11 protein-coding genes are annotated in these 12,249 nt (G+C 69.2%); all 11 read left to right on the top strand.

Translation table 11 applies throughout. The features are described 5' to 3' along the window. Positions 1–3: 3 nt before the first annotated feature. The 11 genes from QTI51_RS13000 to QTI51_RS12950 all read left to right on the top strand — a co-directional run bounded on the left by QTI51_RS13000 (position 4) and on the right by QTI51_RS12950 (position 12,249). The gene (locus tag QTI51_RS13000; RefSeq protein ID WP_286513977.1) at positions 4–1,638 is read left to right on the top strand and encodes an AMP-binding protein; all 1,635 of its coding nucleotides are present in this window, start codon (positions 4–6) and stop codon (positions 1,636–1,638) included. Further along, the gene (locus tag QTI51_RS12995; RefSeq protein ID WP_116910036.1) at positions 1,635–2,807 is read left to right on the top strand and encodes a thiolase family protein; all 1,173 of its coding nucleotides are present in this window, start codon (positions 1,635–1,637) and stop codon (positions 2,805–2,807) included. The genes QTI51_RS13000 and QTI51_RS12995 overlap by 4 nt, the downstream gene beginning before the upstream one ends. Further along, positions 2,804–4,057 carry an SDR family NAD(P)-dependent oxidoreductase gene (locus QTI51_RS12990; protein ID WP_286513974.1) on the top strand — a complete coding sequence of 418 codons (1,254 nt, stop codon included), beginning with the start codon at positions 2,804–2,806 and terminating at the stop codon, positions 4,055–4,057. Before QTI51_RS12995 ends, QTI51_RS12990 begins: the two co-directional genes overlap by 4 nt. Positions 4,058–4,072: 15 nt before the next feature. Next, positions 4,073–4,885, top strand: a complete 813-nt coding sequence (locus tag QTI51_RS12985) for a cyclase family protein (protein ID WP_116910038.1) — start codon at positions 4,073–4,075, stop codon at positions 4,883–4,885. Further along, positions 4,882–5,616, top strand: a complete 735-nt coding sequence (locus QTI51_RS12980; protein ID WP_286513970.1) for an SDR family NAD(P)-dependent oxidoreductase — start codon at positions 4,882–4,884, stop codon at positions 5,614–5,616. The genes QTI51_RS12985 and QTI51_RS12980 overlap by 4 nt, the downstream gene beginning before the upstream one ends. Before the next feature lie 57 nt (positions 5,617–5,673). Further along, on the top strand, positions 5,674–6,843 hold the full coding sequence (locus QTI51_RS12975) for an ABC transporter substrate-binding protein (RefSeq protein WP_116910040.1): 1,170 nt from the start codon (positions 5,674–5,676) through the stop codon (positions 6,841–6,843). Between the two features lie 134 nt (positions 6,844–6,977). Continuing rightward, a complete protein-coding gene (locus QTI51_RS12970) occupies positions 6,978–8,123 on the top strand; it encodes an ABC transporter substrate-binding protein (RefSeq protein ID WP_116910041.1) in 1,146 nt (381 codons plus the stop codon). Between the two features lie 49 nt (positions 8,124–8,172). Then, the gene (locus QTI51_RS12965; protein ID WP_286513964.1) at positions 8,173–9,486 is read left to right on the top strand and encodes an aromatic ring-hydroxylating dioxygenase subunit alpha; all 1,314 of its coding nucleotides are present in this window, start codon (positions 8,173–8,175) and stop codon (positions 9,484–9,486) included. Next, positions 9,483–9,947: an aromatic-ring-hydroxylating dioxygenase subunit beta gene (locus tag QTI51_RS12960; protein WP_286513962.1), complete on the top strand. Its 465-nt coding sequence runs from the start codon at positions 9,483–9,485 to the stop codon at positions 9,945–9,947. Before QTI51_RS12965 ends, QTI51_RS12960 begins: the two co-directional genes overlap by 4 nt. A 45-nt stretch (positions 9,948–9,992) precedes the next feature. Further along, positions 9,993–11,156, top strand: a complete 1,164-nt coding sequence (locus tag QTI51_RS12955; protein WP_286513959.1) for an ABC transporter substrate-binding protein — start codon at positions 9,993–9,995, stop codon at positions 11,154–11,156. A gap of 37 nt (positions 11,157–11,193) precedes the next feature. After that, the gene (locus QTI51_RS12950) at positions 11,194–12,249 is read left to right on the top strand and encodes a branched-chain amino acid ABC transporter permease (protein ID WP_286513956.1); all 1,056 of its coding nucleotides are present in this window, start codon (positions 11,194–11,196) and stop codon (positions 12,247–12,249) included.

Below are 12,249 nucleotides of genomic sequence, written 5' to 3'. Positions count from 1 at the left end.
GAGATGGCACACGACACCGTCCACCAGGTCTTCATGGCGACCGCACAGCGCACGCCGCAGGCCGAATTCCTGTTCACCGAATCGGTGACCGCCGCGGCCTACGGCATCGAGGCGGGCGCCATCCGCTGGGGCGAAGCCGCCACGCAGATCGAGCGCTTGCGCGCGGCCTATGCGCAAGCGGGCTACGGCCACGGCCACCGCGTCGGCCTGCTGCTGGAGAACCGGCCCGCGTTCATCTTCCACTGGCTCGCGTTGAACGCCCTGGGCGCGAGCGTGGTGCCCATCAACGCCGAGATGCGCTCGGCCGAGCTGGTCTACCTGATCGGCCACAGCGAGATCGGCCTGGCCGTGACCTTGCCCGGCCGCGCCGCCGACCTGCACGCCGCGGCGGCGCAGGCCGGCGTGGCCTTCGAGACCATGGGCCCCGACGACGCGGTACCGCCGGCGAAAACGCCCGCGCCGCGCGCGCATGAACCCGTGGGCGTCGACACCGAATGCGGCCTGCTCTACACCTCGGGCACCACGGGCCGGCCCAAGGGCTGCATCCTGAGCAACGCCTACTTCCTGCGCGCGGGCGAGTGGTACGCCGCGCTGGACGGCGTGTGCAGCATTCGCCCCGATGCCGAGCGCGTCATCACGCCGCTGCCGCTCAACCACATGAACGCCATGGCGTTTTCCACCATGGTGGTGCTGGTGGCGGGCGGCTGCCTGGTGCAGCTCGACCGCTTCCACCCGAAGACCTGGCTGGCCAGCGCGAAGGAAAGCGGCGCGACCATCGTGCATTACCTGGGCGTGATGCCGGCCATGCTGCTGTCGGCACCCGCCTCGGCCGCCGACCGCGACCACGCGATCCGCTGGGGCTTCGGCGCCGGCGTGGACCGCAAGAACCACGCGCCCTTCGAAGCGCGCTTCGGCTTTCCGCTGGTCGAGGCCTGGGCCATGACCGAGACCGGCGCGGCCGCCTGCATCATGGCCAACCGCGAACCGCGCCTGGTGGGCACGAGCTGCTTCGGCCGGCAGGAAGACTTCGTGCAGATCCGCCTCGTGGGCGAGGATGGCGGCGAGGTGGGTGTCGATGCGCCGGGCGAACTGCTGGTGCGTTCTTCGGGCGACGACCCGCGGCGCTACTTCTTCTCCGGCTACCTGAAAGACGAGGACGCCACGCGCGAAGCCTGGGCCGACGGCTGGTTCCACACCGGCGACCTGGTGCGGCGCGACGCCGAGGGCAACTTCTTCTTCGTCGACCGCAAGAAGAACGTGATTCGCCGCAGCGGCGAGAACATCTCGGCCGTGGAGGTGGAGAGCGTGCTCAACCAGCACCCGGCGGTGAAGGCCTCCGCCGTGGCCGCCACGCCCGACGCGGTGCGCGGCGACGAGGTGCTCGCCTGCATCGTGGTGCGCGAAGACGCCGACGCCTCGCAGCGCGAGCAGATTGCCGCCAGCATCGTCGAGCACGCGCTGGCGCAGTTGGCGTACTACAAGGCGCCGGGCTACGTGGCCTTTGTCGATGCGCTGCCGCTCACGCCTTCGCAGAAGATCCAGCGCGGGCAGCTGCGCGACATGGCGCAGTCGCTGCCGGGCCAGGGCCACTGCATCGACACCCGCGCCATGAAGAAGCGGCAGGTGGGCCACGCATGACGAAGCAACGGCTTTCCTACGAGGGCGTGGCGGTCGCGGTGCCCGTGACCGTGCCCTACGTGCGCTACTCCACGCACACCGCGCACTGGTTCATCGGCCAGGCGGTGCAGGCGCTGGTCGAGGCCAGCGGCGTGCCCAAGGAGCAGATCGACGGCCTGTGCCTCAGCAGCTTCTCGCTCGCGCCCGACACGGCCGTGGGCGTCACGCAGCACCTGGGGCTGTCGCCGCGCTGGCTCGACCACGTGCCCACCGGCGGTGCCTCGGGCGTGATGTGCCTGCGCCGCGCCGCGCGCGCCGTGCAGGCGGGCGATGCCGACATCGTCGCCTGCGTGGGCGCCGACACCAACCACGTCGACTCCTTCCGCCAGACGCTGGGCAGCTTCAGCAACTTCGCGCGGGATGCCAGCTACCCGTACGGCTCGGGCGGGCCGAACTCGATCTTCGCGTTCATCACCGCCAACTACATGCGCACCTACGGCGCGAAGCGCGAAGACTTCGGCCGCATCTGCGTGGACCAGCGCACCAACGCGCTCGGCAACCCGAACGCGATGTTCAAGAAGGGCCTCACGCTCGACGAGTACATGGCCGCGCGACCCATTTCCGACCCGATCCACCTGTTCGACTGCGTGATGCCCTGCGCCGGCGCCGATGCCTTCCTGGTGATGAGCGAGGAGCGCGCGCGCGACCTGGGCCTGGCGCACGTGGTGATCCGCGGCGCCATCGAGCGGCACAACGCCTACGCCGAAGACCCGGTGATGGTGCAGGGCGGCTGGCGCAAGGACCGCGACGACCTGTATGCGCAGGCCGGCGTGCAGCCCGCCGCGCTCGACTTCGTGCAGACCTACGACGACTACCCCGTCATCGTGATGATGCAGTTCGAGGACCTGGGCTTCTGCGAGAAGGGCGAGGGCTCGGCCTTTGTGCAGTCGCACACCATGTGCTTCGACGGCAGCTTTCCGAACAACACCAGCGGCGGGCAACTCTCTGCCGGGCAGGCTGGCGCCGCGGGTGGCTTTCTCGGCATGGTCGAGGCCGTTCGCCAGTTGACCGGTGAAGCCGGCGCGCGTTCAGTGCCCGATGCGCAACTGGGCCTGGTCGCCGGCTTCGGCATGGTCACTTACGACCGCTGCCTGTGCACAGGCGCCGTCATCCTCGGGAGACCCGCATGACGATGCCTTTCATGCGCCCCCCGCGCAAGAACCCGGTGCTGCGCACCCGGCAGATGAACCTGCCGCCCGGCGCGCGCGGCCGCGTGGCGCTGGGCCTCACGGCCGCCGCCGCGGAGGGCCGCTTCGAGCTGCAGACCTGCGAAGACTGCGGCACGGTGCAGTACCCCCCGCGCGAGGTGTGCCACAAGTGCCTGTCCGCCGCGCTGCGCTGGCGCGCGCAGGGCGGCGAGGGCGAGCTGCTGGGCAGCACCACGCTGCACCACAGCAACGACCTGTTCTTTCGCGAGCGACTGCCGTGGCGGCTGGGCCTGGTGCACCTGGATGCCGGCCCCACGCTCATGGTGCACCTGCACGGCGAGGTCGGCGAGGCGCCTTCGCGCGTGCGTGTCGGTGCCCGGCTCGACCGCGCAGGACAAGCCGTTCTCATTGGTTTTCCGAATGAAGGGAGTGCCCACATGGCCGACGACAAGATGCTGCGCGAGATGACCAGCGACCCCAAGTTCCGCAAGGCGCTGGTGACCGACGGCAAGACCGAGACCGGCCAGGCCATCGTGCGCGCGCTGGTGAAGGCCGGCGCCGACATCGTCTGGGTCGGCCACGCCGAGCCGTGGAAGAAGATGGGCGAGGGGCTGGACGACATCTCCGCGCTGCCGCAGGTCACGCTGGTGCCGCTGGACCTGACCAACGGCCGGCAGGTGACCGAGCTGGCCGGCTCCATCGGCGGCAAGGTCGACATCGTGATCAACAACGCCGAGGTGCACCGCACCTTCGGCATCGGCGCGCGGCGCGGCACCGACGTGGCCAAGGCCGAGATGGACATCAACTACTTCGGCCTGCTGCGCCTGGCGCAGGAGTTCGGCCCGGCGCTGAAGGGCCGGTCGGCCGACGGCGCCACCGGCGCGACCGCGTGGGTGAACCTGCTGTCGATCTACGCGCTGAGCAACTTTCCGCCGCACGGCACCTTCAGCGCGTCGAAGGCCGCGGCGCATTCGCTCGCGCAGTGCCTGCGCGCCGAGATGCGGCCCGCCGGCATTCGCGTGATCAACGTGTTCCCCGGGCCCATCGACGACGAATGGAACCAGCACACGCCGCCGCCCAAGCTCGCGCCCACCGCGCTGGCCAATGCCATCGTGAAGGCGCTGCGCGACGGCGTGGAAGACGTGTACCCCGGCGACGTGGCGCAGGAGTGGCTGGAGCGCTGGCGCGACAACCCCAAGGTGCTCGAGCGCGAACTGGCGGCCGGCGGCTGAAAGAGGAAACCCACGATGACGACTACCACCGAACCGATGTCCGCCGCCGCAGTTCTCGGCGGCCTGGTGAGCGCGATGGCCACCGGCCGCATCCGCGTGATCGACCTCACGCAGACCCTCACGCCCGAGTTCCCGCAGATCGCGCTGCCGCCTGAAATGGGCCAGTGCTGGCCCTTCCGCATCGAGGAGGTGTCGAAATACGACGAGCGCGGACCGGGCTGGTACTGGAACAACTTCTCGTGCGGCGAGCACACCGGCACGCACTTCGACGCGCCCATCCACTGGATCTCCGGGCGCGACCTGCCGAACAACTCGGTGGACACCATTCCCGTGCAGAACTTCGTCGCGCCGGCCTGCGTGATCGATTGTTCGCCGCAGGTGAAGGACGACCCCGACTACCTGCTGACGCTGGAAGACATCGAGGCCTACGAGGCCGCGCATGGCCGCATCCCGAAGGGCGCGTGGGTGCTGATGCGCACCGACTGGTCCAAGCGCACCGACCCCGAGGCGTACCAGAACTTCGACGAGACCGGCCAGCACACGCCAGGGCCGAGCACCGCGGCCGTGCGCTTCCTGGTGGAGCAGCGCGACGTGCTGGGCTTCGGCTCGGAGGCCATCGGGACGGACGCGGGGCAGGGCTACCACCTGCGGCCGCCGTACCCGTGCCACTACTACATGCACGGGGCGGGGCGCTATGGGTTGCAGTGCCTGAGCAACCTCGACCTGCTGCCGCCCGCGGGGGCGGTGCTGATCTGCCCGCCATTGAAGATCGAGAAGGGCAGCGGGAGCCCGCTGCGCGTGCTGGCGCTGGTCGGAGCATCGGCATGAGCGGCGCGGCACCCAAGGTCGCGGCCGTCACCGGCGGCAGCGCGGGCATCGGCAGGGCCATCTGCGAAGACCTGCTCGCGCAGGGCTACGAGGTGATCTCGCTCGCACGCCGCAAGGCCGAGATCGACCACCCCAGGCTGCACAGCCTCGAGGTCGACCTGAGCGACCGCGCCGCCACTGGCCAGGCCGTGAAGGAACTGGTCGAGCGCTTCGCCCCCACCACCATCGTCCACAACGCCGGCGTCATCCGCGCCGCGCTGCTGCCCGACGTGAAGCTCGACGACCTCGACGCATTGGTCGACCTGCACCTGGGCTGTGCCATCCAGCTCGTGCAAGGTGCATTGCCCGCCATGCGCGCGCAGCGCTTCGGCCGCGTGGTGCTGCTGTCGTCGCGCGCCGCGCTCGGCCTGGCCACGCGCACCAGCTACTCCGCCACCAAGGCCGGCATGCTGGGCATGGCGCGCACCTGGGCGCTGGAACTCGCCGCGGACGGCATCACGGTCAACGTGGTCGCCCCGGGCCCCATCCGCACCGACATGTTCTACGACGTGGTCGAGGCCGGCAGCGAGAAGGAGCGCGCGCTCGCGGCCTCGGTGCCCGTCAAGCGCCTGGGCGAATCGGCCGACGTGGCACGGGCCGTGCGTTTCTTCGCCGATGCGGACAACAGCTTCGTCACCGGCCAGGTGCTGTACGTGTGCGGCGGCACCAGCGTCGGCAGCCTGGCCCTCTGAATTCATTTCCCCGCTTTCCCTCGTTCCATTCAAAAAAACCACCTCTGGAGCATCGCCATGAAAGTCCTGAACCGAATTCGCACCCTCGCTGCCGTCGCCGCGGGCCTGGGCGCGCTAGTGAGCACCGCGGGCGCGTGGGCGGCCGACCTGAAGGTCGGCTTCATCACGTCGATGTCGGGCCCCGTGTCGTCCCTCGGCATTCCGTACGACAAGGGCATGAAGGCCGCGCTGGCCTACAAGTCGGAGGTGGGCGGGCGCAAGGTGCAGGTGATCCAGCTCGACGATGCCTCCGACCCGTCCACGGCGGCGCGCAACGCGCGCAAGCTCATCGAAGAGGACAAGGTCGACGTCATCATCGGCACGGCCGGCGCCCCGGGTTCGCTGGCCATCGCGGGCGTGGCGCGCGAAACGAAGACGCCGCTGATCTCCATCGCCAACGCCGACCTCGCCGGCGAAGAGGGCGCATGGATGGTCACGCTGCCGCAGCCCGCTCCCTTGATGATGGGCGCGATGGTCGAGAAGATGAAGCAGGCCGGCGTGAAGACGGTGGCCTACATCGGCTACTCCGACGCCTGGGGCGACCTGGTGTACGACGCGCTGATGAAGTCGACGCCGGCCGCCGGCATCAAGGTGGTGTCGAACGAGCGCTACGCGCGCAGCGATTCGTCGGTGGCGGGCCAGGTGCTGAAGATCGTGGCGCTGAAGCCCGACGCAGTCATCACCGGCGCATCGGGCACGCCCGGCGCCTTGCCCTACCTGGCGCTGACCGAGCGCGGCTACAAGGGAAAGATCTACGGCATGCACTCGCTGATCAACCCCGACTTCATCCGCGTGGGCGGTCCGTCGGTCGAAGGCCTGCTGGCGCCCACGGGCCCGGTGGTGGTGGCCGAGCAGCTGCCCGATGCCAACCCGATGAAGAAGATCTCGATGGACTTCCGCGCCGCCTACCAGAAGGCCAACGGCGCCGCGCCCACCGACACCTTCTCGGCCTACAGCTTCGATGCATGGCTGATCTACCTCGACTCGGCCCAGCGCGCGCTCGCCAGCAAGGCCGAACCCGGCACGCCGCAGTTCCGCGTCGCCCTGCGCGATGCCATCGTCACCACCAAGGAGCTGGTCGGTACGCATTCGGTCTACAACTTCAAGCCGACCGATCGCTACGGTTCCGACGACCGCTCTCGGGTTGTCGTGAAGCTCGAAAAGGGGCAGTGGAAGCTGGTGCCGTGATGCATTCGGGGCGGGCCTTCAGCGCAGTCGTTGGTCGGCTGCACGCCGGCGGCCTGTTCACCGACCCCGAAAAAAAGCCACAGAAGCCCATCGACTTCATGCATAGCAAACAGTGAAACCCACGGAAAACTGAAATGAAGAACAAGCTCACCCCGCTGCTCGCAGCGACCGCGATGGCTTTCGCGGCCGCACAAGCCATGGCAGCCGACCTGAAGATCGGCTTCATCAGCTCCCTCTCCGGTCCCGTGGCGGCGCTGGGCATTCCGTACGAAAAGGGCATTCGTGCCGCCATTGCGGAGCACCCCGAAATCGCGGGCCGCAAGGTGCAGCTCATCGTGCTCGACGACGCGTCGGACCCGACCACCGCCGGGCGCAACGCGCGCAAGCTGGTGACCGAAGACAAGGTCGACGTGCTCATCGGCACCTCGGGCGTGCCCGGTGCCATGGCCATCGCCGCGGTGGCGCGCGAGCTGAACACGCCGCTCATCTCGCCCACCCCCGTGACCATCGCCGGCCCCGAGGGCGCATGGACCGTGACCGTGTCGCAGCCCTTTCCGCTCATGGTCGCCGGCGTGGTCGAGCGCATGAAGAAGTCGGGCGTGAAAACGGTGGCCTTCATCGGCTTTTCCGACGCGCTGGGCGACCTGGCCTACGACTCGCTGGTGAAGAGCGCCGATGCCGCCGGCATCAAGGTGGTGGCAAACGAGCGCTATGCGCGCAGCGATTCGTCGGTGGCCGGGCAGGTACTGAAGATCGTCGCGACCCGGCCCGACGCGGTGTTCGCCGGCAACTCCGGCACGCCCGGCGCGCTGCCTTACCTGGCGCTGGCCGAGCGCGGCTACAAGGGCAAGATCTACGGCACGCACGGCCTCATCAACGCCGACTTCGTGCGCGTGGGCGGCGCCTCCATCGAAGGCCTGCAGGTGCCCAGCGGCCCGGTGCTGGTGGCCGACCAGCTGCCCGACAGCAACCCCATCAAGAAGGTGTCGATGGGCTTTCGCAACGCGTACCAGAAGGTCAACGGCGTGGTGCCGACGGACGCCTTCTCGTCGTACACCTACGACGCCTACCTGCTGCTGGCCGACGCGGCCTCGCGCACCAAGGGCGAGCCGGGCACGCCGCAGTACCGCACCGCGCTGCGCGACGCCATCGTGAGCACGAAGGAGCTGGTGGGCACGCACGGCGTGTACACCTTCAAGCCCGACGACCGCTACGGCTCCGACCAGCGCGGCGTGGTCATCGTGCAGATGACCAAGGGCCAGTGGAAGCTGGTTCCCTAGCCTGCGCAGCCCACGCAACGCCGCCGAGCACACCGCCGAGCACACCGCCATGACCACCTACCGCAACCGCCCCGATCTTGTCGCGGCGCTGGTGCAGGACGACCGTGTCCACCGCGACCTGTACCTGAGCGACGAGCTTTTCGCGCTCGAGCAGGAGCGCCTGTTCGCCAACACCTGGGTCTTTCTCGGCCACGCGAGCCAGGTGCCCGAGCCCGGTGACTTCGTCACGCAGGACATCGCGGGCCGGCCGCTGCTCATGGTGCGCCAGCCCGACGGCGAGGTGCACGTGCTCTACAACCGCTGCGCCCACAAGGGCACGCAACTGGTGACCGACGAAAGCGGCAACACCGGCCGCTTCTTCCGCTGCCCGTACCACGCATGGACCTACAAGCTCGACGGCGCGCCGCTGGGCCTGCCGCTGAAGAACGGCTACGAGGGCACGCAGCTGAAGGCCTGCGAATCGGGCCAGGGCCTGTCGGTGGTGAAGCACGTGAAGGTGTACCGCGACTTCGTGTTCGTGCGGCTGTCCGACGCCGGCCCGGCGTTCGAGGACTACTTCGGCGAGGTGCTGGGCGCCATCGACAACATGGTCGACCGCTCGCCGGAAGGCAAGCTCACCGTGGGTGGCGGCGTGCTGCGCAACATCGTGCACTGCAACTGGAAGATGTACCTGGAGAACATCAACGACACGGTGCACCCCATGTCCACGCACGAGTCGGCCACCAAGGCCGCCGAGGCGCTCTGGGAGGGCCATGCGCCCACCGACCCCAAGCCGATGGCGATGGAGCAGATCTTGCCTTTCGGTTCGGGCTACGAGTTCTTCGACAAGATGGGCGGGCGCGTGTTCGCCAACGGCCACAGCGTGCTGGGCGTGAACTTCAGCATCCACTCCAACTACGCGCAGCTGCCCGAGTACGAGGCCGCGATGCGCGCCGCGCACGGCGAGGCGCGCGCCACCGACATCCTGCAGCGCTCGCCGCAGAACTCGGTGTTCTACCCGAGCCTGTCGGTCAAGGGCTCGCCGCAAGCCATTCGCGTGATTCGCCCGCTGGCGGCCGACCGCACGCTCATCGAGGCATGGAGCTTCAGGGCGACCGGCGCGCCCGCGCTGCTGTTCGAGCGCGCCATGAGCTACAACCGCCTCGTGTTCTCGCCGATGTCGGTGGTGGCGCACGACGACGTGCACCTGTTCGAGAGCATCCAGCAGGGCCTGCGCGCCGGCGGCAACGAGTGGGTGAGCCTGCACCGCAACCACGACCCGGCCGAGACGCAGCACGCCACGGTGACCACCAACGGCACCAACGAGCTGCTGATGCGCAACCAGTTCCGCGCCTGGGCCAAGGCCATGGAGGCCACCGCATGACCGACCCGCGCGATTTCGCCGCCCACGAGGCGGCCCTGCTCGACGAGCGGCGGCTGGACGAATGGCTGGCCCTGTTCGCCGCCGACGGCCACTACTGGGTGCCGCTGCTCGGCGCGGCGCAGGCCGACCCGTTCTCGCACAACTCGCTGGCCTACGAAGACCGGCTGCTGCTGCAGCTGCGCGTGGAACGGCTGAAGAACCCGCGCGCGCATTCGCAACACCCGGCCAGCCACAGCCAGCATGTGCTGCAGCCCTCGCGCATCGAACACGAAAGCGACGGCGAGGTGCGCCTGCGCACGCCCTTCCTCTACGTGGAGGCGCGTGGCGAAGCGCAGGTGCTGCTGAGCGGCACCGCGCGCCACCACCTGGTTCGCGCACCGGGCGGCTGGTCGATCCGCGAGAAGCGCATCGACCTGCTCAACGCCGCGCGCGCGTTGCCGGCCATCCAGTTGTTCATCTGATTCGAGTTACCCGTTCATTTCCACCATCCTCACCGGAGCTACGACATGAAGAGCCTGATGCAGACCTTGACACGCGGCGCACTCGCCGCGGCGCTGACCGCCTGTGGTGTGGCGAGCGCGCTGGCGGCCGACCTGAAGGTCGGCCTCAGCGTCTCGCTGTCGGGGCCCAACTCCTCGCTGGGCGTGCCCTACGCCAAGGGCATGCAGGCCGCGCTGGCCTACAAGGGCGAGGTGAACGGGCGCAAGGTGCAGCTCATCGTGCTGGACGACGGCTCCGACCCGACCACGGCCGGGCGCAACGCGCGCAAGCTCATCGAGGAAGAAAAGGTCGATGTGCTCATGGGCACCTCGGGCGTGCCCGCCGCCATCGCCATGGCGCAGGTGGGCAAGGAAGCGAAGACGCCGATGATCGGCCTCACGCCCATCCTGCTCGACCCCAACGAGAACCCGTGGGTGATGACGGTGGCGCAGCCCACGCAGCTGATGATCGACGCGGTGGTCGAGCGCATGAAGCGCAACAACGTGAAGACGGTCGGCTACATCGGCTTTTCCGACGCCTGGGGCGACCTGGTGTACGACGCGCTCATGAAGGCCGCGCCCGGCGCCGGCATCAAGGTGGTGAGCAACGAGCGCTATGCGCGCGCCGACGCGTCGGTCACCGGACAGGTGCTGAAGATCGTCGCGCTGCGGCCGGACGCGGTGATGACCGGCGGCGCCGGCACGCCCGGCGCGCTGCCGTTCCTGGCGCTGCAGGAGCGCGGCTTCAAGGGCGGCGTGTACGGCCAGCACGGCCTGATCAACCCCGACTTCGTGCGCGTGGTCGGCGCGGCGGGGCAGAACGCGCTGATGCCCACCGGCCCGGTGATCGTGGCCGAGCAGCTGCCCGACGGCTACCCCACCAAGAAGATCGCGACCGACTTCCGCGCCGTGTTCCAGAAGGTCAACAACGCGCCGACGAGCGACGCCTTCTCGGCCTATTCGTTCGACGGCTGGCTGGTGTTCGCCGACGCGGCCTCGCGCGCCATGAAGAAGGCCGAGCCGGGCACGCCCGAGTTCCGCGTGGCGCTGCGCGACGCCATCTTCAGCACCAAGGAAGTGGTGGGCACGCACGGCGTGTACACCTTCAAGCCCGGCAGCCTCTACGGCGTGGACGAACGCGCCCGGGTGATCGTCAAGCTCGACAACGGCCAATGGAAGCTCGCACCTTGAACCGCACGCCTTCGTTTTTTCCCGGGAGGGCCGCGCGATGACATGGGACGTGGCACTCATTCTTCTCACCGACGGCCTGGCCAACGGCGCCGTCTACCTGCTGGCCGGCCTGGGGCTGGTGCTGATCTTCTCGGTCACGCGGGTGGTGTTCGTGCCCTTCGGCGACATCGCGGCCTTCGCGGCGCTGTCGCTCGCGGCCTTCGAGACCGACCGCGTGCCGCCGACCATCGGCATGGTGGCGGTGCTGGCGGCGCTGGCGCTGGCCACCGAAATCGGCAGCCTGCTGCGCCGCGGCGAGACCGCGCGCATTCCCAGGGCGGTGCTGATGTGGGGCGTGCTGCCGGCCATTCCGTGCGTGCTGGCGTGGCTGGCCGCGCGGCCCGGCGTGCCGGTGGCGGTGCACATCGCGGTGGCCGTGCTGCTGGTGGTGCCCATTGCGCCGCTGCTGGCGCGCGTGGTGTTCCAGCCGATCGCGGATGCGTCGGTGCTGGTGCTGCTCATCGTGTCGCTGGCGCTGCACTTTCTGCTTTCGGGCCTCGGGCTGCTCTTCTTCGGGCCTGAAGGCTCGCGCACCACGCCGCTCACCAGCGCCGTGTTCACGCTGGGCGACGGCTTCACGGTCAGCGGCCAGGTGGTGCTGATGGTGGGGGCGGCCATCGTGCTCAGCGGGTTGTTCTTCCTGGTGTTCGAGCGCACGGTGGCCGGCAAGGCGCTGCGCGCCACGGCGGTGAACCGCGTGGGCGCGCGGCTGGTCGGCATCCGGCCGGTGCGCACCGCGCTGCTGGCCTACGGCTGCGCGTCGCTGCTGGCGGGGCTCATCGGCGTGCTCATCGCGCCGGTGACCACCATGTACTACGACTCGGGCTTCATCATCGGCCTGAAGGCCTTCGTGGCCGCCATCATCGGCGGGCTGGTGAGCTACCCGATGACGGCCGTGGGCGCGCTCGCGGTCGGGGTGGTCGAAAGCTTCGCCTCGTTCTGGAGCGGCGCGCTGAAGGACGTGATCGTCTTCAGCCTGCTGATCCCGGTGCTCATGCTGCGCTCCTTCATGGCCGTGCACGCCGAAGAGGAAGAAGACGAGGTGGACCAATGA

This window comes from Variovorax sp. J22G73 (assembly GCF_030317035.1).
In the GTDB taxonomy this organism is placed as follows: domain Bacteria; phylum Pseudomonadota; class Gammaproteobacteria; order Burkholderiales; family Burkholderiaceae_C; genus Variovorax.
Note: the sequence above shows the minus strand (reverse complement) of the source record. Positions and strands in the feature narration are given on the sequence as shown.

Bases quoted from the DNA above. Each gene is read 5' to 3' on its own strand.
- QTI51_RS12960 (WP_286513962.1), top strand. From the start codon at position 9,483: ATGACCGACCCGCGCGATTTCGCCGCCCACGAGGCGGCCCTGCTCGAC.
- QTI51_RS12970 (WP_116910041.1), top strand. From the start codon at position 6,978: ATGAAGAACAAGCTCACCCCGCTGCTCGCAGCGACCGCGATGGCTTTC.
- QTI51_RS12965 (WP_286513964.1), top strand. From the start codon at position 8,173: ATGACCACCTACCGCAACCGCCCCGATCTTGTCGCGGCGCTGGTGCAG.
- QTI51_RS12980 (WP_286513970.1), top strand. From the start codon at position 4,882: ATGAGCGGCGCGGCACCCAAGGTCGCGGCCGTCACCGGCGGCAGCGCG.
- QTI51_RS12950 (WP_286513956.1), top strand. From the start codon at position 11,194: ATGACATGGGACGTGGCACTCATTCTTCTCACCGACGGCCTGGCCAAC.
- QTI51_RS12985 (WP_116910038.1), top strand. From the start codon at position 4,073: ATGACGACTACCACCGAACCGATGTCCGCCGCCGCAGTTCTCGGCGGC.
- QTI51_RS12975 (WP_116910040.1), top strand. From the start codon at position 5,674: ATGAAAGTCCTGAACCGAATTCGCACCCTCGCTGCCGTCGCCGCGGGC.
- QTI51_RS12990 (WP_286513974.1), top strand. From the start codon at position 2,804: ATGACGATGCCTTTCATGCGCCCCCCGCGCAAGAACCCGGTGCTGCGC.
- QTI51_RS12995 (WP_116910036.1), top strand. From the start codon at position 1,635: ATGACGAAGCAACGGCTTTCCTACGAGGGCGTGGCGGTCGCGGTGCCC.
- QTI51_RS12955 (WP_286513959.1), top strand. From the start codon at position 9,993: ATGAAGAGCCTGATGCAGACCTTGACACGCGGCGCACTCGCCGCGGCG.
- QTI51_RS13000 (WP_286513977.1), top strand. From the start codon at position 4: ATGGCACACGACACCGTCCACCAGGTCTTCATGGCGACCGCACAGCGC.